The organism is Streptomyces sp. NPDC001406 (assembly GCF_042895285.1).
Taxonomy (GTDB): Bacteria; Actinomycetota; Actinomycetes; order Streptomycetales; family Streptomycetaceae; genus Streptomyces.
Window position 1 is genome coordinate 746,810 of sequence record NZ_JBIAWG010000001.1, and the last position, 26,316, is coordinate 773,125.

Annotated in this window: 24 protein-coding genes; 9 read left to right on the plus strand and 15 right to left on the minus strand. The window is 70.7% G+C overall.

What is annotated here, in order from left to right:
* Positions 1 to 87: 87 nt before the first annotated feature.
* The 8 genes from ACFY1J_RS03225 to ACFY1J_RS03260 all read right to left on the minus strand — a co-directional run bounded on the left by ACFY1J_RS03225 (position 88) and on the right by ACFY1J_RS03260 (position 10,454).
* A complete protein-coding gene (locus tag ACFY1J_RS03225; RefSeq protein WP_390706396.1) occupies positions 88 to 1,791 on the minus strand; it encodes a pyridoxal phosphate-dependent aminotransferase in 1,704 nt (567 codons plus the stop codon).
* Between the two features lie 190 nt (positions 1,792 to 1,981).
* On the minus strand, positions 1,982 to 3,130 hold the full coding sequence (locus ACFY1J_RS03230; protein WP_390706395.1) for an aldose epimerase family protein: 1,149 nt from the start codon (positions 3,128 to 3,130) through the stop codon (positions 1,982 to 1,984).
* Positions 3,131 to 3,184: 54 nt separating this feature from the next.
* A complete protein-coding gene (mmsB, locus tag ACFY1J_RS03235) occupies positions 3,185 to 4,429 on the minus strand; it encodes a multiple monosaccharide ABC transporter permease (protein WP_390706394.1) in 1,245 nt (414 codons plus the stop codon).
* Positions 4,426 to 5,976: a multiple monosaccharide ABC transporter ATP-binding protein gene (gene mmsA / locus ACFY1J_RS03240; protein WP_390706393.1), complete on the minus strand. Its 1,551-nt coding sequence runs from the start codon at positions 5,974 to 5,976 to the stop codon at positions 4,426 to 4,428. The genes mmsB and mmsA overlap by 4 nt, the downstream gene beginning before the upstream one ends.
* A gap of 45 nt (positions 5,977 to 6,021) precedes the next feature.
* A complete protein-coding gene (gene chvE, locus ACFY1J_RS03245) occupies positions 6,022 to 7,128 on the minus strand; it encodes a multiple monosaccharide ABC transporter substrate-binding protein (RefSeq protein WP_390706392.1) in 1,107 nt (368 codons plus the stop codon).
* Between the two features lie 82 nt (positions 7,129 to 7,210).
* Entirely contained in the window at positions 7,211 to 8,179 is a 969-nt protein-coding gene (locus ACFY1J_RS03250; RefSeq protein WP_390706391.1) for a hypothetical protein, read from the minus strand.
* Positions 8,180 to 8,292: 113 nt separating this feature from the next.
* Positions 8,293 to 9,297, minus strand: coding sequence for a zinc-binding dehydrogenase (locus ACFY1J_RS03255; RefSeq protein ID WP_390706390.1), 1,005 nt, complete (start codon positions 9,295 to 9,297; stop codon positions 8,293 to 8,295).
* Complete coding sequence (locus ACFY1J_RS03260; RefSeq protein ID WP_363301242.1) at positions 9,294 to 10,454, minus strand: mandelate racemase/muconate lactonizing enzyme family protein; 1,161 nt, start codon at positions 10,452 to 10,454, stop codon at positions 9,294 to 9,296. Before ACFY1J_RS03260 ends, ACFY1J_RS03255 begins: the two co-directional genes overlap by 4 nt.
* A gap of 201 nt (positions 10,455 to 10,655) precedes the next feature.
* Here ACFY1J_RS03260 and ACFY1J_RS03265 point away from each other — a divergent pair, with 201 nt between their 5' ends.
* Complete coding sequence (locus ACFY1J_RS03265) at positions 10,656 to 11,471, plus strand: hypothetical protein (RefSeq protein ID WP_390706388.1); 816 nt, start codon at positions 10,656 to 10,658, stop codon at positions 11,469 to 11,471.
* Between the two features lie 478 nt (positions 11,472 to 11,949).
* On the opposite strand, the gene ACFY1J_RS03270 is transcribed toward ACFY1J_RS03265, so the two are convergent.
* Positions 11,950 to 12,813 carry a hypothetical protein gene (locus tag ACFY1J_RS03270; RefSeq protein ID WP_390706387.1) on the minus strand — a complete coding sequence of 288 codons (864 nt, stop codon included), beginning with the start codon at positions 12,811 to 12,813 and terminating at the stop codon, positions 11,950 to 11,952.
* Between the two features lie 198 nt (positions 12,814 to 13,011).
* Between ACFY1J_RS03270 and ACFY1J_RS03275 the strand changes: the two genes are divergently transcribed.
* Positions 13,012 to 14,169 (plus strand): serine hydrolase domain-containing protein, encoded by a 1,158-nt coding sequence (locus tag ACFY1J_RS03275; RefSeq protein WP_390706386.1) that lies wholly within the window; start codon positions 13,012 to 13,014, stop codon positions 14,167 to 14,169.
* A gap of 41 nt (positions 14,170 to 14,210) precedes the next feature.
* Here the strand turns inward: ACFY1J_RS03275 and ACFY1J_RS03280 are convergent, their stop codons facing one another.
* Positions 14,211 to 14,630 carry an organic hydroperoxide resistance protein gene (locus tag ACFY1J_RS03280; RefSeq protein ID WP_390730487.1) on the minus strand — a complete coding sequence of 140 codons (420 nt, stop codon included), beginning with the start codon at positions 14,628 to 14,630 and terminating at the stop codon, positions 14,211 to 14,213.
* Positions 14,631 to 14,727: 97 nt separating this feature from the next.
* A complete protein-coding gene (locus ACFY1J_RS03285) occupies positions 14,728 to 15,726 on the minus strand; it encodes an NADP-dependent oxidoreductase (RefSeq protein WP_390730488.1) in 999 nt (332 codons plus the stop codon).
* A gap of 89 nt (positions 15,727 to 15,815) precedes the next feature.
* Here ACFY1J_RS03285 and ACFY1J_RS03290 point away from each other — a divergent pair, with 89 nt between their 5' ends.
* The gene (locus ACFY1J_RS03290; protein WP_390706383.1) at positions 15,816 to 16,253 is read left to right on the plus strand and encodes a MarR family winged helix-turn-helix transcriptional regulator; all 438 of its coding nucleotides are present in this window, start codon (positions 15,816 to 15,818) and stop codon (positions 16,251 to 16,253) included.
* Between the two features lie 14 nt (positions 16,254 to 16,267).
* Positions 16,268 to 17,071, plus strand: coding sequence for an EI24 domain-containing protein (locus ACFY1J_RS03295; protein WP_390730489.1), 804 nt, complete (start codon positions 16,268 to 16,270; stop codon positions 17,069 to 17,071).
* Here the strand turns inward: ACFY1J_RS03295 and ACFY1J_RS03300 are convergent.
* A complete protein-coding gene (locus tag ACFY1J_RS03300) occupies positions 17,061 to 18,314 on the minus strand; it encodes a pyroglutamyl peptidase (protein ID WP_390730490.1) in 1,254 nt (417 codons plus the stop codon). The two genes, ACFY1J_RS03295 and ACFY1J_RS03300, sit on opposite strands and share 11 nt — an antisense overlap.
* A 74-nt stretch (positions 18,315 to 18,388) precedes the next feature.
* The gene (locus tag ACFY1J_RS03305) at positions 18,389 to 19,369 is read right to left on the minus strand and encodes a LysR family transcriptional regulator (protein ID WP_390730491.1); all 981 of its coding nucleotides are present in this window, start codon (positions 19,367 to 19,369) and stop codon (positions 18,389 to 18,391) included.
* 49 nt (positions 19,370 to 19,418) lie between these two features.
* Here ACFY1J_RS03305 and ACFY1J_RS03310 point away from each other — a divergent pair, with 49 nt between their 5' ends.
* The 4 genes from ACFY1J_RS03310 (at position 19,419) to ACFY1J_RS03325 (ending at position 23,613) form a co-directional block, all read left to right on the plus strand.
* Entirely contained in the window at positions 19,419 to 19,808 is a 390-nt protein-coding gene (locus ACFY1J_RS03310) for a RidA family protein (RefSeq protein WP_390706379.1), read from the plus strand.
* Between the two features lie 11 nt (positions 19,809 to 19,819).
* Positions 19,820 to 20,158: a YrdB family protein gene (locus ACFY1J_RS03315; protein ID WP_390730492.1), complete on the plus strand. Its 339-nt coding sequence runs from the start codon at positions 19,820 to 19,822 to the stop codon at positions 20,156 to 20,158.
* Between the two features lie 56 nt (positions 20,159 to 20,214).
* Positions 20,215 to 22,647, plus strand: a complete 2,433-nt coding sequence (locus tag ACFY1J_RS03320) for a beta-glucosidase (RefSeq protein WP_390730493.1) — start codon at positions 20,215 to 20,217, stop codon at positions 22,645 to 22,647.
* Positions 22,648 to 22,782: 135 nt separating this feature from the next.
* Positions 22,783 to 23,613 carry a hypothetical protein gene (locus ACFY1J_RS03325; RefSeq protein ID WP_390730494.1) on the plus strand — a complete coding sequence of 277 codons (831 nt, stop codon included), beginning with the start codon at positions 22,783 to 22,785 and terminating at the stop codon, positions 23,611 to 23,613.
* Positions 23,614 to 23,627: 14 nt separating this feature from the next.
* Here the strand turns inward: ACFY1J_RS03325 and ACFY1J_RS03330 are convergent, their stop codons facing one another.
* Together ACFY1J_RS03330 and ACFY1J_RS03335 are read right to left on the minus strand one after the other, a co-directional pair.
* Positions 23,628 to 24,602: an aldose epimerase family protein gene (locus ACFY1J_RS03330; RefSeq protein WP_390730495.1), complete on the minus strand. Its 975-nt coding sequence runs from the start codon at positions 24,600 to 24,602 to the stop codon at positions 23,628 to 23,630.
* Between the two features lie 10 nt (positions 24,603 to 24,612).
* Positions 24,613 to 25,506 carry an SGNH/GDSL hydrolase family protein gene (locus tag ACFY1J_RS03335; RefSeq protein ID WP_390706374.1) on the minus strand — a complete coding sequence of 298 codons (894 nt, stop codon included), beginning with the start codon at positions 25,504 to 25,506 and terminating at the stop codon, positions 24,613 to 24,615.
* A gap of 255 nt (positions 25,507 to 25,761) precedes the next feature.
* Between ACFY1J_RS03335 and ACFY1J_RS03340 the strand changes: the two genes are divergently transcribed.
* Positions 25,762 to 26,256, plus strand: coding sequence for a DUF3145 domain-containing protein (locus ACFY1J_RS03340; RefSeq protein WP_263208345.1), 495 nt, complete (start codon positions 25,762 to 25,764; stop codon positions 26,254 to 26,256).
* Positions 26,257 to 26,316 lie beyond the last annotated feature (60 nt).

Genomic DNA, 26,316 nt, shown 5'->3' on the forward strand with positions numbered 1-26,316 from the left:
GTAGGAAAGGATGCTGTTGAAGGGCTGTCAGTTCGGCAAAGTGACGGACCGTCAAGATGCCGTTGAGACAGCCGTGCGAAGCCGGTCCTAGCCCGCCTGTCCCATGCCCGCCGCGTTCGGCCAGCTCTGGGCGTTCGGCCAGCCGGTCGCCGGAGCCGGGGTCAGCCCCGGGGCCGGGGCCGTCATACCGCGGACCTGGGCCGCGGTGAGGCCGCCGCGGGCCGGGACCCCGGGAGGGGTGGGCCCGGCGACCGCGGCGGCGGGTGCCGGCACCGGCGTGGGGACCGGCGCCGGCACCGGCGTGGGGACCGGTGCCGGAACCGGTGTGGGGACCGGCGTGGGGACCGGCATCGGGGTTGGCATCGCGGTTGGCATGGGGGTCGGCATGGGGGTCGGCGCCGGAGGGGCGGCCGGGGCGGCCATGGGCTGCTGCATGGCCTGGGCTGCCGCCGGCATCGGCATCCCGACGCCGGCCGGCTGGACGGCGGCGGGGAGCGGCATGCCGGTGCCGGCGGCCGGGGCGGCGACCGGCCCCGGGGCGGCGCCGGCACCGATGGCCTGCGCGGCAAGCCCCAGCATCCCGGCGCCGTTGGTCTCGCTCACCAGCCGGTCCACCGCCGCCGTACCCGAGCTGTAGCTGGTCCCTGTACTCAGCTCGGGTACGGCGGCTCCCCTCCTGGACCCGTAGAGCACCTGCTCCAGGCCGGACACCAGGCGACGCACGTCGACCTGGGGGCGCACCACGAGCCTCAGGAAGCGGCTGGAAGAACCGATCTTGTTGCCGCACTCACGGACCAGGATCCGGTGCTCGGTGAGCATCCGGTCCCGGACCACGGTGCCCTCGGCGCCGACGGGCAGGCGCACGAAGAGGAAGTTGCCCTGCGACGGATAGACCGTCAGACCCGGCAGCGCGGACAGCTGGCTGGCCATCTCCAGCCGGTCGCGACGCACCTGCAGCAGGCTCTGCGCATACTCCGCGCCGTGCTCCTTCAGCATGAACACCACATGCTCGGCAAAGGAGTTGAGGTTCCACTTGGGAAGCATGGAGCGGACCTTGCCCGCCAGGGACGGGTTGGCGACCAGATAGCCGAAGCGTATGCCGTGCAGTCCGAAGTTCTTGCCGAGGCTGCGCAGCACGACCACGTTCGGGCGCAGCATCGCCTCCTGCACGACGCTCGGCTCGGCCTCGGCGTCGGCGAACTCCAGGAAGGACTCGTCGATCACCACCAGGTCCAGGTCCGCCATCGCGTCCATGAACTGCACCAGCGCCTGGCGGTGGATGAATCCGCCGTCGGGGTTGTTCGGGTTGCAGACGACGGCCACGCGGGTGCCGCGCTTGCGGATGAACTCCGCGTACTGCGCGAGGTCCAGGGCGAAGCCGCTGGACTCCTGGAGCGGGAACATGTCGACGCGCTTGCCGGTCTCCATCGGCTGGTCCGTCCAGCGGCCGAAGGTGGGCACCGGGACGGCCAGGGACTCACGGACCAGCAGATGGTCGATCCAGGTGATCAGCTCCGTTGAGCCGTTGCCCATCGCCACGCACTGCGGCGGCAGCTGCAGGAGGCTGCACAGCTCCGCCGTGATGGTGTCGGCGCTGCTCGGGTAGTACGTGATGATGTCCGGCAACCGGGCCGACATCTCCTCGAACATCGCCGGGGTGGGGAAGTACGGATTACAGGGGATACAGAAGTCCACCGGCCCGGCCCCGTCGCCGCCCTGCCGCGTCAGCGCCGCCATCGACGGGCTGTGCGCCGCGGTGTTGCGGAACAGCGAGGTGACGTTTTCGGCCATGGAACCTCCGTATGAGGCGAGCCCGACGGGGACGGCTGGGCTCGTCGTCTATGGGTGGCCCGCGCGGGGGAGCACGGGCCACCTCTCTATACGGAGTCGGCTGGTTGGCTGTTCAACGCGTGTGAAAGAAGTGTGTGCTCGGGAACCCGGGGCCCGTGCGCCGCGTTACGGGCCCCGTGGCTCAGGTCACTCAGGCGTTGAAGGAGTGGATCGTCGTCGTCCGGTACGTCTGCCCCGGGCGCAGCACGGTCGACGGGAACGCGGGCTTGTTCGGCGAGTCCGGGAAGTGCTGTGTCTCCAGGCAGAGGGCGTCGCCCTGGCGGTAGGTGTGGCCGCCGGTGCCGGTCAGGGTGCCGTCGAGGAAGTTGCCGGAGTAGAACTGCAGGCCCGGCTGGTCGGTGGCGATCCGCAGGGTGCGGCCGGAGTGCGGGTCGCGCAGGGTGGCGACGTGCTCGGGCCCGGCGGTACTGCCCTTGTCCAGGGCCCAGTTGTGGTCGTAACCCTTGGCCTGCACCTGCTGGACGTGGCCGGCGCGGATGTCGCGGCCGATCGTCTTGGCCTTGCGGAAGTCGAAGGGGGTGCCGTGGACCCTCGCGAGCTCGCCGGTGGGGATCAGGCCCGTGTCGGTGGGGGTGTAGCGGGAGGCGGCGATCGTGAGCTCGTGGTTCTCGATCGTGCCGCTGCCCTCGCCGGCCAGGTTCCAGTAGACGTGGCTGGTGAGGTTGACGACGGTGGCCTTGTCGGTGGTGGCCTCGTAGTCGATGCGCCAGTCGCCGTGCCGGGTGAGGGTGTACGTCACCTTCGTCCGGAGCGTGCCCGGGTAGCCCATCTCGCCGTCGACGCTGGTGTAGTACAGATGCAGGCCGACGTCGGAGCCCTTGGTGAACGGCTCGATGTCCCAGATGTGCTTGTCGAAGCCCTTGGCCCCGCCGTGCAGGCTGTTCACACCGTCGTTCACGGACAGCTGGTAGGACTTGCCGTCCAGGGTGAACTGTCCCTTGCCGATGCGGTTGCCGTAGCGGCCGATCAGGGCGCCGAAGTACGGCGTCTTCGCCACGTAGTCGTCGATGTTGTCGAAGCCCAGCGAGACGTTGGCGTAGTGGCCGTGCCGGTCGGGCAGTTCCAGGCACTGGACGACACCGCCCCAGTTGAGGACCTTCAGCCGGGTGCCGCCGTTCTCCAGCGACCAGCGGTACACCTTGGTGCCGTCGGCGAGCTTCCCGAAGAGCGACTTCTTCGGCAGCCTGCCGCCGGCGGCCTCGGCGGTGCCCCCGAGGGTGGTCGCGGCGAGACCCGCGGCCGCGGCGCCCGCTATGACCGTACGTCTGTTCAGTTCCATATGCGGCTCCTGTAAAGGGAGGGGCCCCGCCGTTTCCGGCGGGGCCCGAGCTACTTACGAACCGGACTTGCGCTTGTTCCACACATCGAAGCCGACCGCCACCAGAAGGGCGAGGCCCTTGATGACCTGTTGCCAGTCGGTGCCGACGCTGAGGAGGTTCATGCCGTTGTTCAGCACGCCGAGGACGAGACCGCCGATGATGGCGCCGAGGACGGTGCCGACACCGCCGCTCATGGACGCGCCACCGATGAACGAGGAGGCGATCGCCTCCAGTTCGAAGTTGACGCCCGCCTTCGGCGAGGCCGCGTTCAGACGGGCGGCGACCACCAGACCCGCCAGGGCCGCGAGCACGCCCATGTTCAGGAAGACATAGAAGGTGACCTTCTTGTCCTTGACGCCGGACAGCTTGGCCGCCGGCAGGTTGCCGCCGATCGCGTAGATGTGACGGCCGAAGACGGCGTTGCGCATGATGTAGCCGTAGCCGACCACCAGCGCGCCGAGGATGATCAGCACGATCGGCGCGCCCTTGTAGCTGGCGAGCAGCATCGTCAGGGTGAGGATCGCGGCGACCAGGGCGACCAGCTTCAGCAGGAAGAGACGGCCGGGCAGCACCTCCAGCGCGAACTCCTGCTGACGGCCGCGGTCCCGCACCTCCTGCCACACCACGGCGACGATCAGCACGAGGCCGAGGAGCAGCGTGAGGTTGTGGTAGTTGGTGTTCGGGCCGGCCTCGGGCAGGAAGCCGTTGCCCATCTTCTGCAGACCGTCGGGGAACGGGCCGAGGGTCTGGCCCTGGAGCAGGATCTCGGTCAGACCCCGGAAGAGCAGCATCCCGGCGAGGGTGACGATGAAGGACGGTATGCCGAGATACGCGATCAGGAACCCCTGGGCCGAGCCCGCGACCGCGCCCACCAGCAGACACAGCACCAGGGCGAGCGGCCAGGCCATGCCGTGCTGCACCGTCAGCACGGCCGCGAAGGCACCCACGAACGCGGTCAGTGAGCCGACCGACAGATCGATGTGGCCCGCGATGATCACCAGCATCATGCCGATCGCGAGGATCAGGATGTAGCTGTTCTGCAGCACCAGGTTGGAGACGTTGCGCGGCAGCAGCAGGTCCCCGTCGGTCCAGATCGCGAAGAGCACGACGATCAGGCCGAGGGCGATCAGCATGCCGTACTGCCGCATGTTGCGGCGCAGGCCGTCCAGCATCAGCCCGAGCAGACCCCCGCCCGTGGCCGGCCCGCTCTTGCCCGGCGGCGCGGGGGCCGGGCTCTTGGCGGTGACATCCGTGCTCATCGCGTTACCTCTTTGTCCTTCGTCATATGACGCATCAGCACTTCCTGCGTGGCCTCGGCCCGTGGCACCTCACCGGTCAGCCGTCCCGCGGCCATCGTGTAGATGCGGTCGCACATACCGAGCAGCTCGGGCAGCTCGGAGGAGATGAAGACGACCGCCTTGCCCTGGGCGGCCAGCTGGTCGATGACCGTGTAGATCTCGTACTTGGCGCCCACGTCGATGCCGCGCGTGGGCTCGTCCAGGATCAGCACGTCCGGGCCTGCGAAGATCCACTTGCTCAGGACGACCTTCTGCTGGTTGCCGCCGGACAGCTTGCCCACCGGCTCGAAGACGGTCGGCGCCTTGATGTTCATGGACTTGCGGTAGCCCTCGGAGACCTGCCGCTCCTCGTGCTCGTCGACGATCCCCCGCTTGGCGACCTTCCCCAGCGCGGTCAGCGAGATGTTGCGGTTGATGGTGTCGATGAGGTTGAGGCCGTAGTGCTTGCGGTCCTCGGTGACGTACGCGATCCCGTGGTCCACCGCCTCGGCGACGGACTTCGTACGGATCTCCTTGCCGTCCTTGAGGACCGTGCCGCCCGCGTACCGGCCGTACGTCCGCCCGAAGACGCTCATCGCGAGCTCGGTGCGGCCGGCGCCCATCAGGCCCGCGATGCCGACGATCTCCCCGCGGCGCACCTGGATCGACACGTCGTCGACCACCTTGCGCTGCTGGTCGATCGGATGGTGCACGGTCCAGTTGCGGATCTCCAGCGCCGGGGCCGCGCCCTCCTCCGCCTCGTGCGGGGTGCGCTCGGGGAAGCGGTGGTCCAGGTCGCGGCCCACCATGCCGGCGATGATCCGCTCCTCGGTGGTCTCCGCGGCCTTCACGTCCAGCGTCTCGATGGACCTCCCGTCGCGGATGATCGTCACCGAGTCGGCGACCTTGCGGATCTCGTTGAGCTTGTGGGAGATGATGATCGAGGTGATGCCCTGGTTCTTCAGCTCCAGGATGAGGTCCAGGAGCTTGCCGCTGTCCTCGTCGTTCAGGGCCGCCGTCGGCTCGTCGAGGATGAGGAGCTTGACCGACTTCGACAGCGCCTTGGCGATCTCCACGAGCTGCTGCTTGCCGACGCCGATGTCGGCGACCCGGGTCTCCGGATGCTCGTCGAGACCGACCCGGCGCAGCAGTTCGGTGGCGTGCCTGAGGGTCTCGTTCCAGTTGATGAGCCCGCGCCTGGCGTGCTCGTTGCCGAGGAAGATGTTCTCCGCGACGGAGAGGTACGGCACCAGCGCCAGCTCCTGGTGGATGATGACGATGCCGTGGTGCTCGCTCGCCCGGATGTCCTTGAAGCGGCAGACCTCTCCCTCGAAGAGGATCTCGCCCTCGTACGTGCCGTGCGGATGGACGCCGGAGAGCACCTTCATCAAGGTGGACTTCCCGGCGCCGTTCTCACCGCAGATGGCGTGGACCTCGCCCTGGCGGACGGTCAGCGTGACGTCCGAGAGCGCTTTGACACCGGGAAAGGTCTTGACGATCGAGCGCATTTCCAGGACGGGTCCCGCCATGGTCGTGCCTTCCAATCAGTGTTGTCGGGGTCGGGTGCGTCCGGACTACTTGAGCTCGGCGTCGGTGTAGTAGCCGCCCTTGACCAGCACGTCCTCGTAGTTGGTCTTGTCGACGCTGACCGGCTGGAGCAGGTAGGAGGGCACGACCTTGGTGCCGTTGTCATAGGTCTTGGTGTCGTTGACCTCGGGCTTCTTGCCCTTGAGGGTGTCGTCGACCATGGTCGCGGCGACATCGGCGAGCTTGCGGGTGTCCTTGTAGACGGTCTGCGTCTGCTCACCGGCGATGATCGACTTCACCGAGGCCAGCTCCGCGTCCTGGCCGGTGATGACCGGCAGCGGCTTGCTCTTGGAGCCGTAGCCGTCGGACTTCAGCGAGGACAGGATGCCGATGGAGATGCCGTCGTACGGGGAGAGGACCGCGTCGACCCGCTGGCTCTTGTAGGACGAGGTCAGGATGTCGTCCATGCGCTTCTGGGCGGTGGCGCCGTCCCAGCGCAGGGTGGTGACCTTGGTGAGCTCGGTCTGGCCGGAGCGGACGACCAGCTTCTTGCTGTCGATGTACGGCTTCAGGACGCTCATCGCGCCGTTGAAGAAGTACTTGGTGTTGTTGTCGTCGTTGGATCCGGCGAACAGCTCGATGTTGAAGGGGCCCTTGCCGCTCTTCAGGCCCAGCTTGTCGACGATGTAGTTGGCCTGGAGCTCGCCGACCTTGCTGTTGTCGAAGGAGGCGTAGTAGTCGACGTTCTTGGTGCCGAGGATCAGCCGGTCGTAGGCGATGACCGGGATGTTGGCGTCCGCGGCCTCCTGGAGCACGTTGTTCAGGGACTTGTTGTCGATCGCCGCGACGATCAGGCCCTTGACGCCCTGGGTGATCAGGTTCTCGATCTGCGAGACCTGCTGGTCGGGGTCGTCCTCGCCGAAGACCAGCTTGGTCTTGTAGCCCTTGGACTCCAGGTTCTTGACGACGTTCTTGCCGTCGGATATCCAGCGCTCGGAGGACTTGGTCGGCATCGCGATGCCGATGGTGGCCCCCTTGACGCTGCCGCCCTTGTCCTTGCTGCCGCCCTCGCTGTTCTGGCCGCAGGCGGACAGGGTGAGGGCGAGGGAGGCGGCCGAGGCCATGACGGCGAGGGCGGCTCTGCGGTTGCGCATGTGATCAGTCCTTGTTCTTCTCGACGTGGAGAGTCGGTGCGGGCGGGCGGGCGGGATTGCGGGCGGTGCCTTCGGCGGCCGTTCAGGCGCCGGTGGGAAAGCGGTTGAGCGGTCCGGGCAACCGGGAGCCGAGCGGCGCCATGTCGCCGTCCGCGCCGTGCCGGGCGAGCAGATCCAGGGCGAGGCGGCCGCGCCGCACCCGCTCCCGGGCGGTGTCCAGGGTCACGTCCCGCAGATGGGTGCCCCACGGGTAGATGCCGGGAGCCTTGGACAGACCGAACTTCAGATAGAGCGGTGCGCCGCGCCGGATCAGCTCGGCGACCTCGTACATCCGGATGTATCCGCCGAGGTCGTCGGGGGCCTCGATGTACATGTCCATGGGGGCGGCGGACACCCGGCGGATCTCGGTCAGATGATCGAGCGTCAGATCGCTCGGCACATTGAGGGAGTCGGCGCCGAGGCGCTCGTACACCGCGTACGACGCCGGGTTGACGGGTCCGATCAGTGCCGAGACCTTGAGCGTGGTGTCGGCCGGGATGATGCCGCTCTCGCGTGCCCGGTGCAGGGTCCACAGCACGCCCTCGTCGGCGACCAGCAGGCACTTGACGCCCAGCTCGGTGGCCCGGACGGCGTCTTCGACGCATCCGGCGACCGCGTCGTGGCCCCGGGCGCGCAGACCGCCGCCGCGTGAGTCGGTGCGCACCGAGCCGCCGATGTCCCAGGTGCCGCGCGGGCCGGTGAACAGGCAGAGTTCTATGTCGCGTTCGTCGGTGGCCTCGACCATCTCGGTGATCTCGGCGTCGGTGAGCATCCACACGCCGCTGCCCTGGCTGATCCGGTGGATCGGCACGTCGAGCCGGGAGGACTCCTTGAGGACGACCGCCAGCGCCTCGGGACCCTCGCACGAGGGGATCTCGGTGCGCCAGCGGCCGCCGCCCGGGAAGGTGTGCGCGGAGGTGTCGGCGGGATCGAGGGCGGGCGCGCCCAGGCCCAGGGTGGTGAGCGCCTGCTCACCGGGCCGGCGGGCTGCCGTGGCGGATGCGTCGGTCACAAGCTGTCCTTCGTGTTCGATATTTCGGACAAGGTTCGCGGCTCTGGGTATGAAAAGGGCTTGGTGGTACGCCGGTCACGGCGCCGTCAGGTAACGCCGTGACCGGCGTACGGCTAGGGGCGGAGCAGCACCTTGCCGACCTTCGGATCGCCGGCTCCCACCAGCTCGATGGCCTGCGAGAACTCGGTCAGCGGCAGCTCGTGCGTGACCAGGGGCAGCGGGTCGAGCAACCCGGCGCCGAACACCCGTACCGCGTGCGCCCAGGCGTCCGGCGGCGCCCCGAAGACGGTGTGCACCTCCAGCTGCCGTACGACCAGATCGGTCGGGTCGAGACCCTCGGCACCCGGCGCCGGGATGCCCGTCAGGACCAGGCGTCCGCCGCGCCTGAGCAGGGAGGCGGCGGTGCGCGCGGCGGACGCGGACCCGGCGGTCTCGATGACGACGTCGAAGTCGTCGGGGAGCTCCTGGTCCTTCGTGCGGAAGTCACTGGCCCCGAATCGCCTGGACAGCGCCTCCCGGTCGTTGCGGGTGCCCACGACCAGCAGCTCCGACGGCGAGACGGCCGTCAGGAACTGCACCGCGAACATCCCCAGCGTCCCGGTGCCGACCACCGCGACCCGCTCGCCCGGCTTGGCGTTCCCCTTGAGCGCGGCGGCCGCGATACAGGCGGCCGGCTCCAGGAGGGCGGCGGCGGTGAGGTCCGCCTCGTCCGGCAGGACGTGCAGCAGCCGGGCCGGGAGGGTGAGCGTGGTGGCCATGGCGCCCGGCTGGGTGAAGCCGGTCTCCTCGTACCCCGCGGTGCACAGGGTGGTCTCGCCCGCGTGGCAGCGGTCGCACACCTGGCAGTTGCGGAAGCCCTCGCCGACCACCTTGCGGCCGACCAGGGAGTCCGGCACCCCGGCACCCACCGACCACACCGTGCCGGACCACTCGTGGCCGGGCGTCAGCGGGTAACGGACGTACCCCTCGGGCCGGTTGCCCTGGTACACCTCGCGGTCGCTGCCGCAGATGCCGACGGCGTGCACGGCGACCAGCGCCTCGCCCGGACCCGGATCGCGCGGCTCGTGCGGGACGACGTGGTGCTCGCCCGGTGCTTCGACGACGACGGCGGTGTTCACTTCTGGGCACCCTTCGGCTTGCGCTGCTCCCAGCCGTCGGCCCACAGGTCGAACCGGGCCTGCTGCTGGGGGAACTCGGCGGCCGCGTCCGCGTCGAACTCGACGCCGAGACCGGGCGCGTCGGACAGCTGGAAGTACCCGTCGACGACCTCCGGGGCGCCCCTGACGACCTTCTTGATCTCCGCGTCGGCGAAGTCGTTGAAGTGCTCCAGGATCTTGAAGTTCGGGGAGGTGAACCCGACCTGGAGGGAGGCCGCGGTGAGCACGGAGCCGCCCACGTTGTGGGGGGCGACGAGCATGTAGTGGGTCTCGGCGGTGGCGGCCAGCTTCCGGGTCTCCCAGATGCCGCCGATGTGGCCGACGTCCGGCTGGATGATGTCGACGGCCTGGCTCTCGAAGAGCTCACGGAACTCGATCCGGTCGTGGATCCGCTCACCGGTCGCGACCGGCAGGTCCACCTTGGCGGCCACCTTCTCCAGCGCCTTGAGGTTCTCCGGCGGCACCGGCTCCTCCAGCCAGGCGGGCTTGAACGGGGCCAGCTCCCTGGCCAGCCGGACCGCGGTGGCGGGGGAGAAGCGGCCGTGCATCTCCAGCATCAGCTCGGCGTCCGGGCCGATGGCGTCGCGCACCGCCTCGATGAGGGAGACGGAGTAGAGGGTCTGCGCGTGGTCGAGCTCGAAGTGCCCGGTGCCGAACGGGTCGATCTTGAGGGCCTTGTATCCGCGGGCCATGACCTCCTGGGCGGCCTTGTGGTAGGCCTCCGGGGACCGCTCCGTCGTGTACCAGCCGTTGGCGTACGCCTTGACCTTGTCGGTCACCTTGCCGCCGAGCAGCTGCCAGACCGGGACGCCCAGCGCCTTGCCCTTGATGTCCCAGCAGGCCATCTCCACGACCGCGATGCCGGACATCACGATTTCACCCGCCCGGCCGAAGTCGCCGTACTTCATACGGCGCACGAGGTCCTCGACAGCGAACGGGTCCGAACCGAGAATGTGGTTGGCCTCGGCCTCCCGCAGATAGCCGATCAGCGCGTCGGTGTGACCGAGCATCCGGGTCTCGCCGACTCCCGTGATCCCCTCGTCGGTGTGCACCTGTACGTAGGTCAGGTTGCGCCACGGCGTCCCCACCACGTGTGTGCTGATTCCGGTGATGCGCACGGCAGTTGCCTCTCAGCTGTTCGAGATTTCGTCACACGTTCGAAATGCTGGCGTGACAGTAAGGACGGGGCGGCGGGGGTGTCAATGGGTCGAACAGGTAACGGTTTCGACAAGGCTTTCGAGAGCTTTTTCGATCTCCCACAGAACCTTCACAGTGGTGCCTAGGAACGTGACCGGTGCGGAACTTAGTCTTCCGGCGTCATGGACTACTGCCACCCGTGCCGACGGCACCTCAACGGCGCCCTCGCCTGCCCGGGGTGCGGCACACCCGTCGAAAAGCTACGCGCGTATCAGCAGGAAACGGACGCGCTCCCTCAGGATCCGTACGAGTACAAGGACGAGTCCCCGTACGACGGTTACGACGACGAGGGCGACGAGGACGGCGACGGCGACGGTGGCAGCGATGAGAACGAGCCGCAGGGACGCGCGGCCCGGCGCCGCGAGCAGGGACGTGGCCGAGGCCGCGGACGGGCGCGCGGAGGCGCCGCCGAGGGCCCGGCCGGCGCCGACGCGAGCCGTCGCGACCGCAAGGCCGCGGCCCACCGCCGACGGCGGCGCCGCACGATTCTGATCACCGCGGGGTTCGTCCTCGCGGCTGGTGGCCTGAGCCTTGCCGAACTGGGCATCGACGCCCCGTTCTCCAGCCCGAAACCGGCCACGGCCGGAGGCGAGACGACGGACGGCGGCTCCTCGTCCGCGAAGGCCGGCAAGACCGCCAAGCCCCTGGACGACGCGTCCGGCGGCTCATCGGGAGCGGGCACCTCCCCGACCACCTCCGCCTCCCCGTCGGCCTCGAAGTCCGACAAGGACACCGCATCCAAGTCCCCGTCCGACAAGGCGACGGACAAGTCCGACGACTCGTCGGCCACTGGCTCGGGCACTGCAACATCCCGCCCGACCGCCACGACCACGGCCCAGCCGGCCCCCACCCCGACCACGGCCCAGCCGACCTCAGCCCCGACCACCCACCCATCCCCGACCCAGACATGCAAACGGTTCTTGTGGTGGTGCACGTGAGGTAGCCGACGGGACTGCAATGGGCACGGGGGCGCACGGCCGGCGACCACTCCGCCCGCGGTCCTGACGGCGTGTGCTCCGAGCGCGGGCCGGTCGGGCGCTGCTGCCGCGGGCGAGCGGGGTTCGGCGTCGCCGGGTATGGCGGTCGTGTGGTCGGTGACCACCCCGCCGCGGCCCCGACGATGCCTGCTTCGACCGCCGGTCGGTTGGTCGCTGCTGCCGCGGGCGAGCGGGGTTCGGCGTCGCCGGGTATGGCGGTCGCGTGGTGGGTGACTACTCCGCCCGGGGTCTTGACGGTGTGTGCTTCGAGCGCGGGCCGGTTGGCCGCTGCTGCCGCGGGCGAGCGGGGTTCGGCGTCGCCGGGTATGGCGGTCGCGTGGTCGGTGACCACCCCGCCGCGGCCCCGACGACACCCGCCCCGGCCGCAGCTCCCTCGGCGTTGCCCTCGGTGTTCCGTTCTGCGAATCGAGCGGAGCGGCTACGCAGGGGTGACCGCCACGACCACCCCCCGGTCCGCCGCCGGGTTCGCCGCCGCCGATACCCGTACCGCTGCCGCGCGGGCCACGCGGCCCGTGTGGGTTGCCGTGGACAGGAGGAGGGGCTGGAGGTGTTCCAGGGCGGCGACCAACAGTTCCTCGCCCGCTATCAGTAGCGGGTGGGCCGCCTTCGTCGTTGCCGCTGCCGCCTCGGTCAGGTCGGCCAGGGGTGGCAGCGTGGCGCGGACGACGCTCACGCCCGCCTTGGCCGCCCTCTCGGCCAGGGCCACCTGGAGGGGCATCAGGGGAGCCACCGCCGCGGCGAGGGCGTCCGCGATGCGGCGCAGTTCGGGGGAGGAGTCCCGCAGGACCTCGGCCGCCGCGCGGAGCACCGGGGTGAGTGCCAAGAGGACACCCGCTCCCAGGCCCGCCGCCGTGGGCAGCAGCGGGGACATCGCCTCGGCCAGCTCCCCGACCGCCGCGGCCACCTCCTCCACGGCCGGCTCCACCGCGTCCAGCACCGGCAGCAGGCTGTCGCCGAGGGCGGCGAGCAGGGCCTGGGCCGGTTCGCTCACCGGGTGCACCGCCAGCGGCGCGCCGCTCGTACCCAGCCGGGTCAGCGTGTCGACGATCCGGTAGAACGCCTCCTGCGCCTGCGGTGACCCACTCGCCTCCGCCAGCTCCGCCGTGGTCTGCCGTAACACCCGCAACAGCTCGGTGCCCGAACCGTCCCGTGGATCCAGGGTGTTGATCGCGATTCTGGTGATGTTCCCGGCCGTGTCCAGGAGTTGGCCGGTGATGTCGGTGGTGCTGCGTGCCATGCGCAGCATGTCGTCCCTGCTGGGGAGTGAAGGAATCGTCGCCATGGCCCCCGCCTCTCCTCGGCCCGCGTCTCGCGTGCACCCGACCCCAGCATGCCCCGTGCGCCCCCTGCGCCATCGGCCATCCGGGGCATCGGTGACACCGAGACCCCCCTTGTTGCTGTTGAGTCGAACAGGTACGTCTCGCCGTACCGATCTCTGCACGGTGGGAGCAGTGAGCAGCGGCTCGGTTGAGGAGAGCGGATGACACAGGAGATCACCGTCCACGGCACGGTCGCCGATGGCTTCGAGCAGGTGCGCGAGGAGTTCGCCGCGTTCGTCGCCGGTGAACGAGCAGACTACGAAGGTCAGTTGTGCGCGTACGTCAACGGGCGGAGGGTCGTCGACCTGTGGGCGGGGCAGGACGCCGACGGGGATTCCCTCTACGGCGTGTTCTCCTCCACCAAGGGTGCCGCCCATCTCGTGGTGGCGATGCTCGTGCAGGACGGCACACTGGAACTGGACCGCAAAGTCACCTACTACTGGCCCGAGTTCGCCGCGGAGGGCAAGGGCTCACTGACCCTGCGCGACCTGCTGGCGCACCGGGCGGGCCTGGTCGGCACCGACTCCGGCTTCACACCGGCGGAGCTGGCCGACGACCGCGCGATCGCCGAACGCCTCGCCGACCAGCGGCCGTTCTGGCGGCCAGGCACGGCCTTCGGCCACCACGCCCTGGTCATCGGCGCGCTCACCGGCGAGGTCGTACGGCGCGCGACGGGCCGTACGATCCAGGAGCTGCACGAGGAGCGGGTCCGTGCCCCCTACGGCCTGGACCTCTACCTGGGCCTGCCCGCCTCCCGCGAGCCACGCTTCCGCACCACCCAGCCGATGCTGCCGACCGCCGAGCAGCAGTCCCTGCTCGACGCGCAGCCGAGCGGACCGCACACCCTCGCGTCCATCGCCTTCAACGGCCACGCTCCCGAGCCGACCGACCTGGAGTCCCTCCCCAACGACCGCCTGATCCGCGCCAAGGGCCCGGCGTCGGTCGGCGGGGTCGCCTCGGCACGCGGGCTCGCCGGGCTGTACGCGGCGATGATCAGCGAGGTCGACGGGAAGGCACCGCTGCTGAAACCGGACACGGTGGCGGAGTTCGGCCAGTTCCACTCCGTCGGCCACGACCTGGTGGCGCGGGCGCACAAAGCGTTCGGCCTCGGCTTCCAGGCGACCGCCGACACCTGGCACCCGTTCCTGGGCGCCGGCGCCATCGGCCACAGCGGCGCGGCGGGCTCCCAGTCCTTCGCCGACCCCCGCACCGGCCTGGCCTACGGCTACACCCGCCGCCGCTTCGCCTTCCCGGGCGGCGCGGCCCCGGAGAACGACCGCATGGCAAGGGCGGTGCACAGAGCGGCACTCGACATCTGACGGAGGCCCGCAGATCCGAGCACGGTCACGTTCTCGCCGGACTAGGCGAGCGTGACCGTGATGTTCCCCCGCGTGGCCTTCGAGTAAGGGCACACCTGGTGAGCCTTCGCCACCAGGCTCCGCGCCGTGTCCGCATCGACGTTCGGGATCACCGCCGATATCTCGACGATGATCCCGAAGCCGTCGTCGTTCCTGCCGATGCCGACCCTGGCGGTGACCGTCGAACCGGAGATGTCGGCGCCCTCCTGGCGGGCGACGACACCGAGGGCGCCCTGGAAACAGGCGCTGTAGCCGGCGGCGAACAGCTGCTCCGGGTTGGTGCCCGCGCCGCTGCCGCCCATCTCCGCCGGCGGGTTCACGACCACGTCGAGTCGGCCGTCGTCGGTGGCGACCCGCCCGTCGCGGCCGTTCTCGGCGGTGGCGACGGCGGTGTACAGGACGTCGGACTGCTGAATGGGCATGCGGTTGTCTCTCTCCTCGGTCCATGGCGACTCGCGCCCACGATCCCCATGGATTTCGGAAAGAAGTTACCGCATGCCGAAAACAGCGGGGAAGGCCCTACAGCTTGACGATCATCTTCCCGGTGTTGTCGCCGCGCAGGACCCCGAGGAACGCCTCCAGGTTGTTCTCGATGCCCTCGACGACGGTCTCGCGGTACTTCAGCTGCCCCGACGCCACCCACGGGCCGACCTCGGCCACGAACTGCGGCTGCAGGTCGTAGTGGTCGCCGACCAGGAAGCCCTCGATACGGCCACGGGTCTGGATGAGCCGCGTGAGGTTCCTCGGGCCGGGGGCGGGCTCGGTGTTGTTGTAGACGGAGATCATTCCGCAGACGGCGATCCGGCCGCCCTGGTTCAGCGACCCGATGGCCGCCTCCAGGTGGTCGCCGCCGACGTTGTCGAAGTAGACGTCGATGCCGTCGGGAGCCGCCTCGCGCAGCTGCTCGGCCACCGGGCCGTTCTTGTAGTTGAAGGCGGCGTCGAAGCCGTACTCCTCCACCAGCAGCTTGACCTTCTCGTCGGACCCGGCGGAGCCGATGACCCGCGAGGCACCCTTGAGCTTGGCGATCTGGCCGACCTGGCTGCCCACGGCACCCGCGGCGCCGGAGACGAAGACGCTGTCGCCCTCCTTGAAGGAGGCGGTGCGCAGCAGACCGGCGTAGGCGGTGAGGCCGGTCATGCCGAGGACGCCGAGATATGTCGACAGGGGCGCGGCCGCGGGGTCGACCTTGACGGCGTTCTTCGCGTCAATGGCCGCGTACTCGCGCCAGCCGAAGAAGTGCAGGACGTGGTCGCCGACCGAGATCCCCTCGGCGTTGGAGGCCACGACCTCGCCGACCGCGCCGCCCTGCATGACCTTGCCCAGTTCGTAGGGGGCCGCGTACGACTTGGCGGCACTCATCCGGCCGCGCATGTACGGGTCGACCGAGAGGTACTTGTTCCGCACCAGCACCTGGCCCTCGCCCGGCGTCGGGACCTCCGCCTCGACCAGGGCGAAGTCCTCGGGCTTCGGCCAGCCGACGGGACGGCTGAGGAGGTGCCATTCGCGGTTGATCATGACAGTGCCTTTCGGATTTGTTTCAGTACCTGAAACAACCATGCGCCTGAATATTTCATGATGTCAAGTAACCGGGTACTCTTGAGGGCATGTCCACCCCACAGAAGATCTACCGCCCCGACCGGCTGACCATGGAGGTCGTCGAGCTGATCGGCGACGTCGTGGCCCGGTTCTACGCGGACTACGAGGAAGCGGCGGGTGAGCACACGCTGACCGGAGCGCAGGCCCGCCTGCTCAGCCTCCTGTCCCTGGAGCCGCTGCCGATGCGCAAGCTCGCGCAGAAGCTGAGGTGCGAGCCGTCGAACGTGACCGGGATCGTGGACCGCCTGGAGTCCCGCGGCCTGGTCGAGCGCCGTCCCGACCCGGCCGATCGCCGGGTGAAGCTCGCCGCCGCCACCGACGAGGGCCGGCGGGTCGCCCAGGACCTCCGCGACGGCCTGCGCTTCGCCCGCGAGCCCCTGGCCGGCCTCTCCGACGAGGAGCGGCAGTCCCTGCGGGACCTGCTGCGACGCATGCTGGACGGATAGGTAAAGTTTTCGCCATGCGCGATCTCGGGGCGGGGTTCGGTCATCTCCTGAAGGGCCATCGCTGGGTGGCCCGGCACGGCAAGCAGTACGGCTTCGGCCTCGTGCCCGGCCTGATCACCCTGATCCTCTACGCGGCGGCGCTCGTCGCGCTGGCCGTCTGGGGCGAGGACGTCGTCGGCTGGGCCACGCCCTTCGCCGACGACTGGTCGAGCCCCTGGCAGGGGCTGTTCCGGGGCTTCCTCACGGCGGTGCTCTTCGCCCTGGGCCTCCTGATGGCCGTCCTCACCTTCACCGCGATCACCCTGCTGATCGGCCAGCCCTTCTACGAGAACCTCTCCGAGAAGGTCGACCGGGACGTGTCGCCCGACGGCACGGCACCCGAGTCGGGCCTCCCCCTGTGGCGCGAACTGTGGATCTCGGCCCGTGACAGCCTCCGCGTCCTGATCCGCGCCGCCGTCTGGGGCGTACTGCTGTTCGCCCTCGGATTCCTGCCGTTCGTCGGCCAGACGGCCGTACCGGTGCTCGGGTTCTTCGTCACCGGCTTCTTCCTCACCGAGGAACTCGCCGCCGTGGCCCTGCAGCGCCGGGGCGTCGGGCTGCGCGCCCGCCTCACCCTGCTCCGCTCCCGCAAGACCCTGGTCTGGGGCTTCGGCATCCCCCTCGGCCTGGCCTTCCTGGTCCCGTTCGTCGCGGTCTTCCTGATGCCGGGCGCGGTCGCCGGGGCGACGCTGCTGGCACGGGACCTGCTGGGCGAGGAGACCGACGAGGACGCGGACCAGGACACGGACGACACCGAGGGGGAGCAGGTCACCTCCTGAACGCGGCGTCCGCCGCCACCGTCACGATCGACCGCACCTGGTCGATGATGTCGAGCCGGTTCCGCACGAACTCCGGGTCCGTGACCGTGCCGGACGCCGGGTCCGTGTTTCCGGTGCCGAACTGCAGCACGGGGGTGTGGACATGGCCGCCGGGCAGGCTGTCGTGCAGGCCCAGACGGTCCCTCAGCAGCGTCGCGCGGTAGGCGATCTCGTTGGAGAGGTAGTCGCCACCGCCGCCGGCCCGGGCCACCGAGCCGGGAGTCGGGCCGTCGGCGCGTACGACGGGAGAGGTGCCGCCCGCCGGGATCTCGGTCACCTCCGTGTGGTCGTAGACGGGGAAGCGCCCGGTGCGCGCGGCCACGATCGCCGTGTACGGCAGCGTCGTGGTCGTCCACTGCGGCTGCGAGGCCGGGTCGGTGACCGGGACCGTCTCCGTCCGGCCGACGTTGTCGTTGTCGGGGAAGCCGCCCCGCCAGGCCCCGTTGGTGCGCTCGATGTCGAAGCGCCCCACCCGGCCCTGGCTCACGGTCGTGAAGAGGTCGACCTTCGGCAGGTACGGCCGCAGCGTCCGCTCCACCGCCCTGTCCGTGAAGTCCTGCCAGCGCACCGGGAACACGGCCGTCTCCACGCGCGCCGGACCGTCCGCCGTCTCGATCACCGTGCCGTCGAGCGCGAGCGCGGTGGCTCCGGACGGGTTGGAGATACGGATGTCCCGGTCGAGGGTGAACGGGTCGAAGCCGGTGACCAGGATGCGCCGGACGCCCTTGCCGTGCGGATAACGGATGTCGGTCTGGCCGCGTGAGGTCCGCTCCAACTCCGAGAGCAACGCCGAGCGTTGCGCCTGCGACAGCCCGAACTCCGGCTCCCATGTGCGCACTTCCCGGGTCATACCCAGCCGGGCCCAGTACAGCGGCCGGTCGTCGTCCCGGCTGAGGTCACCGCCCGCGGGCCCGCGCCCCTGCGCCCGCTCGACCGCCCGCCGCCACAGCTCCGATCCCTCCCGTACGACGAGGCGCCGGGCCTGGGCGTAGGAGTGCGCGGAATCGAGCGCGCGGGCCAGCTCCGGGGCCACGGTGTCGAATCCCGAGCGCCGCAGGATCTCCTGGGGCACGGCCCTGTCGAGCCGCTGTTCCTCGACGGTCGGCGCCGGGGCCGTGCCGGCGGACGCCGTCGTCGTGGGGGCCGCCAGCCCCGCCATCAGGGCCAGTCCGAGGACGCCGATCCGAACACGTAAAGAATTCAAGGGAGTTCGAGTCCTTTCATCGCTGTACGGGCGCTTGGTGCGGGACGGCGGAAGTATCGCGTGACGGGTGTGGTCTACGCCATGGTGCCCGGGAGGCCCGGGAGGCCCGGGAGGCCCGGGATGCCTGGGATCCTCGCCGCCGCCTCCCGCAGGGCCGTGAGGAACGCCTCCGTGGCCGGCGTCGGCGTCCGTCCCCGTGCTGTCGCCGCGTACACCGCCCGCGCGGGGGCGCCCTCGTCGAGGACGGGCAACAGGGCCACGTCCGGCCGTACGGAGGCGGCGGCCAGTGCCGGGACCAGGGCGACGCCCAGGCCCGCGGCGACATACCCCTGCTTGGCCGTCCACTCGGCGACGACATGCGCCACGCGCGGCTGGAAGCCCTGCCGCAGGGCCGCGTCCAGCAGGGTGCCCTCGGGGTGGGGGCCGCCTGATATCCAGTCGGCGTCGGCGAGCAGGCCCAGCCGCACCGGCGCGTCCTCGCGGGCCAGCGGATGGCCGGCCGGGACGGCGACGTACAGGGACTCGTCGAGGAGGTGGTGGAGTTCGTACGCCTCCAGCGGCGCCCGGCCGGTCGTGGAGACCACGGCCATCTCCAGGTGCCCGTCCGCCAGCCGGTCCAGCAGTCCCGGCGTCAGCCCCTCCTCGCGGGTGACCCGGACACCGGGGTGCCGGGCCCGGAAGGCGGCGAGGGCATGCGGCACCAGTGCCGCGTCGGCGGAGGGGAAGGCGCCGAACCGCAGCCGTCCGGCGGCCCCTTCGCGCAGCGCGGCCAGCTCGCGCCCGGCGCCGTACAGCGCCCCGGTGACGGTCTCTGCGTACGGCATCAGGATCCGCCCGGCCTCCGTCAGCCGCACCCCGCGCGGCAGCCGGTCGAAGAGCGGACCGCCGCCCAGCGCCGCTTCCAGCGAGGAGATCTGCCGGGACACCGCGGACTGCGTCCAGCCGAGCGTCCGCGCGGCCGTGGTGAACGAGCCGTGCCGGGCGACCGCCAGGAACACCCGCAGCCAGACGGTGGAGAGGTCCGGATCGTGATGCGTATTCGGCATGCCGGCCATGCTAGACACTCGCTTGTCGCATCACAGGGACGCACCTAGCGTCGACGGCATGCAGATCACCCTGGGCAGTCCCGCCTCCGCACCCCAGCCCCTCAACGCCTACTACTCCCAGGTCGCCCGAGTCGAACACGCCGACGGCAGCGCCCTGTTGTTCCTCTCCGGGCAGATCGCCGAGGGCGCGACCCTCGCCGAGCAGACCCGGGGCGTCTTCGAGACGATCGAGGCCCTGCTGAAGGCGCACGGCGCGACCCTGGCGGACGTCATCAACATCCGCACGTATCTGACGGACATCTCCCGGCTCGACGAATACGGCGCCGTACGAAGGGAGTTCCTCACCGGGACCGCGCCCACGAGCATGACCTTCGAGGTGCCCCGGCTGTTCCGCCCGGAAGCCCTGGTCGAGATCGAAATCGTGGCGGCGGTGCCCGGGGGCAGGTGATACTGCCGCGCATGAAGACAGCGAAGGCCGTGAACCTGGGCGTCCTGTTCCTGATAGAACTCGGCGCCCTCGCGGCCGCCGCGCACTGGGGCTTCACCCGGGACGCGGCCACCCCCGTGCGGTGGCTGCTCGGCCTCGCCGCGCCCGCCGTACTCGTCGTGCTCTGGGCGCTGTTCGGCTCGCAGAAGGCGTCGTACAAGACGCGCGGAGCGGTCCGCGTCGGCTTCGAACTGCTGTGGTTCGGGGCCGGGGCGCTCGCGCTGTTCGCCGCCGGGGCGGTGGGCTGGGGGATCGCCTTCGCGCTGGTCTGCGCGGTCAGCAAGGCGCTGGCGGTCGTCTGGCGGCAGTGACCGGGTGATGGACACGATGGGAGGTACCGAGCGGACTTCGACGAGGAGGTACCACCGTGGCGGAGACCGGCAATGCCCGAGCGGACGCGGCCCGTGAGGCCGTCGTGGAGGCCGCCCTCCGGCGGCTCGACCTGGACGCCAAGACCCGCCTCCTGGCGGGCCAGGACATGTGGACCCTGCCCGCCCTGCCCGAGATCGGCCTGAAGTCCCTCGTCATGTCCGACGGCCCGATCGGCGTCCGGGGCGTGCGCTGGACCGCTGAGGACCCGTCCGTCGCCCTGCCCTCCCCGACCGCGCTCGCCGCCACCTGGGACCCGGAACTGGCCCGCCGCGCCGGTGTCCTGCTCGCCCAGGAGGCCCGCCGCAAGGGCGTCCACCTGCTCCTCGCACCCACCGTCAACCTGCACCGCTCCCCGCTCGGCGGCCGCCACTTCGAGGCCTACAGCGAGGACCCGTACCTCACCGGGCGGATCGGCACCGGCTATGTGACCGGCGTGCAGTCCGGCGGCGTCGGCACCACCGTCAAGCACTTCGTCGCCAACGACGCCGAGACCGACCGCTTCACGGTGAACAACCTGGTCCCCGAACGCGCCCTGCGCGAGCTGTACTTGGCCCCCTTCGAGGCGATCGTCGAGAACGCCCGCCCCTGGGGCATCATGACCGCCTACAACTCGGTCAACGGCACGACGATGACCGAACACCACCACCTGGTCAACGAAGTCCTGCGCGGCGAATGGGGCTTCGACGGCCTCAACGTCTCCGACTGGACGGCCGCCCGCTCCACCGTCGCCGCGATCGAGGGCGGCCTCGACGCCGCCATGCCCGGCCCGGTCACGGTGTACGGCGAACCGCTCGCTCGGGCCGTCCGCGCCGGGAAGGTGTCCGAGGCCACGGTCGACACGGCCGTACGGAACGTGCTGCGGCTCGCCGCCCGCGTCGGCATCCTGGAGGGCGCCGAACCGGCCGTCACCGAACTGCCGGCACCGGTCGACGGCGAGGCCCTGGCCCGCGAGGTCGCCCGCCGCTCCTTCGTCCTGGTCCGGAACGAGCGCGGCGTTCTGCCCCTGGCGGCCGGCCGGAAGGTGGCCCTGATCGGCGCCGCCGCCCGTGACGCCCGCATCCTCGGCGGCGGCTCCGCGACCGTCTTCCCGGCCCGGATCGTCTCCCCGCTCGACGCCCTCACCACGGCCCTGCCCGAGGGCGGGCTCACCTACGCCGTCGGCGCCGACCCGAGCACCGAACTCGCCGTCGGCGAGCCCGGGTTCGCGCTGCACGCCGTCTGCCGGGACACCGAGGGCCGGGTCATCGGCACCGGCTCCGCCCCGGGCGGCCAGATCCAGTGGACGGCCTTTGACTTACCCCAGGGCGTCACCTTCGACATCCTGCACACCGTGGAACTGACCGGCACCTACACCCCGCGCGGGACGGGCGAGCACACCTTCGGCATCAAGGGCCTGGGCGCCTTCACACTCACGATCGGCGGTACGACGTACTACGAAGACGTCCAGCACCCCACCGGCGACGACCCCTTCGCCGCCGTCTTCGGCACCCCGGTGCCCCGCGCCCGAGCCGGACTCACCGCGGGCGAACCGGTGGACGTCTCCCTCACCCACGTCGTGACGCACTCCGGCAGGCGCCCCTTCAAGAGCGTCATCTTCGCCCTGGCCCACCAGGACCCCCGCCGCGACCCGGACGAGCTGATCGCCGAGGCCGTCGAGGCCGCGCGCGACGCCGACACCGCGGTCGTGGTCGTCGCCACCACCGAACGCGTCGAGTCGGAGGGCTTCGACCGCCGCGACCTGCGTCTGCCCGGCCGCCAGGACGACCTGGTCCACGCGGTCGCCGCCGCCAACCCCGACACCGTCGTGGTCGTCAACTCCGGCTCCCCGGTGGAACTGCCCTGGCGCCACGAGGTCGCGGCCGTGCTGCTCGGCTGGTTCCCCGGCCAGGAGGGCGGTGCGGCCCTGGCCGACGTGCTGACGGGGGCGTACGAACCCGGCGGCCGGCTGCCCACCACCTGGGGCTCCCTGGCCGACGCCCCCGTCACCCGGGTCGTCCCGGACCACGGCGAGCTCCCCTACACCGAGGGCGTGTTCATCGGCCACCGCGCCTGGGAGAAGGCGGGCCGCACCCCGTCGTACGCCTTCGGGCACGGACTCGGCTACACCGAATGGACGTACGAGTCGCTGGAGGTCGAGGGCACGACCGTGAAGGTCCGCGTCCGCAACTCCGGTGCGCGGGCGGGCCGGGAGGTCGTGCAGGTCTATCTGGCGCCGGCCGAGCCGGATGCCCACCGCCCCGCCCGTTGGCTGGCCGCATTCGCGGGCGTCGAGGCGGCGCCCGGCGAGAGCGTCGAGGCGACCGTCGAGATCCCGCGCCGGGCCTTCGAAGTCTGGGACGACTCGTGGGTGTGTGTGAAGGGTTCGTACGAGATCACAGTGGGGCGCTCGATCATCGACCGCCGTCTCACAGCCACGACTAGCGTCTGATCCGGGACAAGTCTCCCCATGAGCAGCCCCGGTCCGGGACCTGACCCCTGGGCCGGGGCTCGTGGCCCCAGAGACGGATGTGGCAGACTCCCGGGCCGCAAGCACCGGAACACACCGGTTCGGGGGAGAGACACCATGTATCCAGGTCAGCAGCCGGGGCCGTACGGCGGCCAGCAGCCGTACCAGCCGTATCCGCCCCAGCAGGGCTACGCGCCGCAGCAGCCGTATCCGCCCCAGCAGCAACCCTATGCGCCCCAGCAGAGCCTGGGCGAGGGGCAGATGCGGCTCGATCCGAATCTCACGCCGGGGCAGCGCGAGCTGGTGGTGAAGATCCAGCAGAAGGCCAAGTTCCTCGCCTACGGCTTTGTGCTCGGTGTCCCGCTGACCTTCGGCGGCGCCCACTACGGCATCACACACAGCCCGGTCGGCTTCGCCGGTGCGGCCGTCGGGCTGGTCCTCGTGGCCGTCGGCGCCCTCGCCCTGACGCAGATGCAGGCCCTCAAGCGGCAGCTGCGGCTGATCACCCCGGACGCCTGGCGTTCCCCGGCCGCCCATCTGCCCGGCGCCCGCAAGGCCGCCACGCAGGCCGCCTACATCAACGGCCTGCTCGTCCTGCTGTCCTTCGGCGCGGCGGGCTATCTGCTGGTCAAGGGCGCCGGGTGGGGCGCGTACGGCAACTCCTTCGGCTTCGGCGCGCTGATGCTCGGCGCGTGCATCCCGCTCGGCATGGGCGTCGCCGCCGCGACCACGATCCCGCAGCTGCTCCGGGTGATCCCGGCCGGCGCCAAGGTCGGCCGGAGCCTGTACTCGATCATCTTCGTGCTGGCCACCACGGTGACCGGCGAGGGCATCAAGGCCGGGGCGCTCCCCCCGATCGCGATCGGCGGCTCGACCCTGCTGGTCTGCGCGGGCGCCATGGCCCTGCTGGGCAGGGCGGCCAGGCGGATGCGCGGGGAGACCCACTAGGTTCGGCCGGTGTCCTAGTCCCGGACGCCGAAGCCGTACACCGTCTCCGACCGGTACACCGCACCCGGCCGCAGCTGGGCGCTGGGGAACTGGGGGCGGTTGGGGGAGTCCGGGAAGTGCTGGGTCTCCAGGGCGATGCCGTCGCACGGCTCGAACGGGTCGCTCAGATGGTCCGCCGTGTAGACCTGGATGCCGGGCTCGGTGGTCGCGATCGTCAGCAGCCGCCCGGACGCCGGGTCGTGCAGCTCGGCGACCTCCGCGGGTGCCTCGGTCACCCCCTTGTCGAGCACGAAGTTGTGGTCGTAGCCGGAGCCGACCTTGCGCGCCGTGCGGAAGTCGAAGCGGGAGCCGGTCACGTCCCGCAGCTCGCCGGTCGGGATCAGATCCGGGTCGACCGGGGTGAACCGGGAGGCGGCGATCCGGAGTTCCTGGCCGCCCGCATGGCCCGAGCCGGCCAGGTTGAAGTAGCTGTGGCTGGTCAGGTTGACCACGGTCGGCTCGTCCGTCACCGCCTCGTAGGAGATCCGCAGCGCACCCGGCTCGTCGAGGGTGTACGTCGCCGAGACCTCCAGCCGGCCCGGGAAGCCCTCCTCGCCGTGCGGGCTGACCCGGGTGAGGCGCACGCCGTGTTCGACCTGCCGCGCACTCCAGACGCGCTTGTCGAAGCCTTGGTCGCCGCCGTGCAGGGAGTGGGGTCCGTCGTTCGGCTCAAGCGCGTACGTCAGACCGTCCAGCGGGAAGCGGGCGTTCCCGATCCGGTTCGCGTACCGCCCGACCAGGGCGCCGAAGTACGGCTCGGGATGCGCCAGATAGCCGTCGAGGCCGGCGAACCCCAGCACGACGTTCGCCGTCCGTCCGTCCCGGTCCGGGACCTCGACGGACTGTACGATCCCGCCGTACGTCAGGACCCGCACCCGCACCCCGGCGCGCTCCAGCGTCCAGCGGTGCACCGAGGTTCCGTCGGAAAGTGTGCCGAAAAGTTCGCTCATGTGGGAAACCCTAGGTGACGGGCTCGGCCGCGGTGACCGTGCGGTACGCGATGGCCGCGAGCCGCGCCTGACCGTCCGCGCTCGGATGGAACCAGTCCCAGTGGCTCAGCTGGTCGGTGCCGAACTCGTAGCCGTAGACCGCGCCCCCGTCGAAGCGGCACCGGCGGTCCTTCGCACAGACCTCCTTCAACACCTTGTTGTAGGCCTCCACCCGCTGCTGCACCTTCTCCCGGCGCAGGGTCGCCGCCGCGGCCAGGTCGTCCGCGTCGCTCAGCATCGACGGGCAGATGCCGAGCTTCCACACCTGCTTGCCCAGCGGGTTCGTACGGCCCTGCGACCACAGCCGCTTCAGGTTCGGCACGCTCGCCACATACACCTGCGCCTTCGGCAGGGCCTCGCGCAGCGTGCTCATCGCCTCCTCGAACTGGTCGCGGAAGTCGTCCACCGGGGTCATCGCCGAGGCCCTGGCCCGGCAGGCGTCGTTGGCCCCCGCCATCACCGTCACCAACTGGGGCCTGCGGGTGGCCGCCTGTGCCATCTGGTCGGGCAGGTCGGCCATCCGGGCCCCCGTCACCGCGTAGTTCCAGCTGTTCTCGGCCGCCTTCTCGCGCCCCAGCAGCCGCACCGCCAGGCTGTCGACCTGGGTGCTGGTGCCGGTCGCCCAGGACACCTCGGGGCAGTCGGACAGCACCGCGCACGCGTCGAAGCCACGGGTGATGGAGTCGCCGACGGCGGCGATCGAGGACGGGCTGCGGTTCCACACCGGGGCCGCCCGGGTGGCCCGCGCCTTCGTGACGTCCGGCGCGGGGGAGTTGTCACCCACCGCGTCGCAGCCGGCGGTGCCCAGGCCGGCCGCCAGCAGGACGGCGAGGACGGCCCGTGAACGCCGGCGTCGGTTTCGCATGCCCTGGTCCATCCCCTTGTCGTGCCGTCATGGTCCCCAACCCATAACAACGCGCGAGGGTTCCCGACGGGCGGCATGCAACGGCTCACACCCGTACAAGCGTCCCCCTGGGTGAATGGCGGGGTTTCCTGGCACCGGGACCGACGGTACGTCACACTCCTTGCGCCGACGCACGGTAGCCTCGCCATCAACGCGGCCGTCGCGCCACTGCCGCCGGCCAGTCCGCAAGATGTCCCGCTCTGCCCGGAGGTTCCGGTGACGACACGTGGAGTTCTGTACGTGCACTCCGCTCCGCGCGCGCTGTGCCCGCACGTCGAATGGGCCGTCGCCGGGGTGCTCGGCACCCGGGTCAACCTCGACTGGATCCGGCAGCCCGCGGCACCAGGCACCTGGCGTTCGGAGTTCTCCTGGCAGGGCGAGGCCGGCACGGCCTCCAAGCTGGCGTCCGCGCTGCGCGGCTGGCACCTGCTGCGGTTCGAGGTCACCGCGGAGCCCTGCCCGACCGCCGAGGGCGAGCGCTACAGCTGCACCCCCGAACTCGGCATCTTCCACGCCGTCACCGGCATCCACGGCGACATCCTCATCCCCGAGGACCGCCTCCGCGCGGCGCTGACCCGCTCCCAGCGCGGCGAGACGGACCTGGAGGCGGAGATCGCCAAGCTCCTGGGCAAGCCGTGGGACGACGAACTGGAGCCGTTCCGCTACGCGGGCGAGGGAGCCCCGGTGCGCTGGCTGCACCAGGTGGTCTAGGAATCCGCCGTACACGAGGAACCCGCACCCAGGGAATCCGCACGGGGAATCCGCACACGA

What these genes read in the sequence shown, in the direction of transcription:
- ACFY1J_RS03225 (WP_390706396.1), bottom strand. Translation starts at nt 1,791, where the DNA reads ATGGCCGAAAACGTCACCTCGCTGTTCCGCAACACCGCGGCGCACAGC.
- ACFY1J_RS03230 (WP_390706395.1), bottom strand. Translation starts at nt 3,130, where the DNA reads ATGGAACTGAACAGACGTACGGTCATAGCGGGCGCCGCGGCCGCGGGT.
- mmsB (WP_390706394.1), bottom strand. Translation starts at nt 4,429, where the DNA reads ATGAGCACGGATGTCACCGCCAAGAGCCCGGCCCCCGCGCCGCCGGGC.
- mmsA (WP_390706393.1), bottom strand. Translation starts at nt 5,976, where the DNA reads ATGGCGGGACCCGTCCTGGAAATGCGCTCGATCGTCAAGACCTTTCCC.
- chvE (WP_390706392.1), bottom strand. Translation starts at nt 7,128, where the DNA reads ATGCGCAACCGCAGAGCCGCCCTCGCCGTCATGGCCTCGGCCGCCTCC.
- ACFY1J_RS03265 (WP_390706388.1), top strand. Translation starts at nt 10,656, where the DNA reads ATGGACTACTGCCACCCGTGCCGACGGCACCTCAACGGCGCCCTCGCC.
- ACFY1J_RS03270 (WP_390706387.1), bottom strand. Translation starts at nt 12,813, where the DNA reads ATGGCGACGATTCCTTCACTCCCCAGCAGGGACGACATGCTGCGCATG.
- ACFY1J_RS03275 (WP_390706386.1), top strand. Translation starts at nt 13,012, where the DNA reads ATGACACAGGAGATCACCGTCCACGGCACGGTCGCCGATGGCTTCGAG.
- ACFY1J_RS03280 (WP_390730487.1), bottom strand. Translation starts at nt 14,630, where the DNA reads ATGCCCATTCAGCAGTCCGACGTCCTGTACACCGCCGTCGCCACCGCC.
- ACFY1J_RS03285 (WP_390730488.1), bottom strand. Translation starts at nt 15,726, where the DNA reads ATGATCAACCGCGAATGGCACCTCCTCAGCCGTCCCGTCGGCTGGCCG.
- ACFY1J_RS03290 (WP_390706383.1), top strand. Translation starts at nt 15,816, where the DNA reads ATGTCCACCCCACAGAAGATCTACCGCCCCGACCGGCTGACCATGGAG.
- ACFY1J_RS03295 (WP_390730489.1), top strand. Translation starts at nt 16,268, where the DNA reads ATGCGCGATCTCGGGGCGGGGTTCGGTCATCTCCTGAAGGGCCATCGC.
- ACFY1J_RS03305 (WP_390730491.1), bottom strand. Translation starts at nt 19,369, where the DNA reads ATGGCCGGCATGCCGAATACGCATCACGATCCGGACCTCTCCACCGTC.
- ACFY1J_RS03310 (WP_390706379.1), top strand. Translation starts at nt 19,419, where the DNA reads ATGCAGATCACCCTGGGCAGTCCCGCCTCCGCACCCCAGCCCCTCAAC.
- ACFY1J_RS03315 (WP_390730492.1), top strand. Translation starts at nt 19,820, where the DNA reads ATGAAGACAGCGAAGGCCGTGAACCTGGGCGTCCTGTTCCTGATAGAA.
- ACFY1J_RS03325 (WP_390730494.1), top strand. Translation starts at nt 22,783, where the DNA reads ATGTATCCAGGTCAGCAGCCGGGGCCGTACGGCGGCCAGCAGCCGTAC.
- ACFY1J_RS03330 (WP_390730495.1), bottom strand. Translation starts at nt 24,602, where the DNA reads ATGAGCGAACTTTTCGGCACACTTTCCGACGGAACCTCGGTGCACCGC.
- ACFY1J_RS03335 (WP_390706374.1), bottom strand. Translation starts at nt 25,506, where the DNA reads ATGCGAAACCGACGCCGGCGTTCACGGGCCGTCCTCGCCGTCCTGCTG.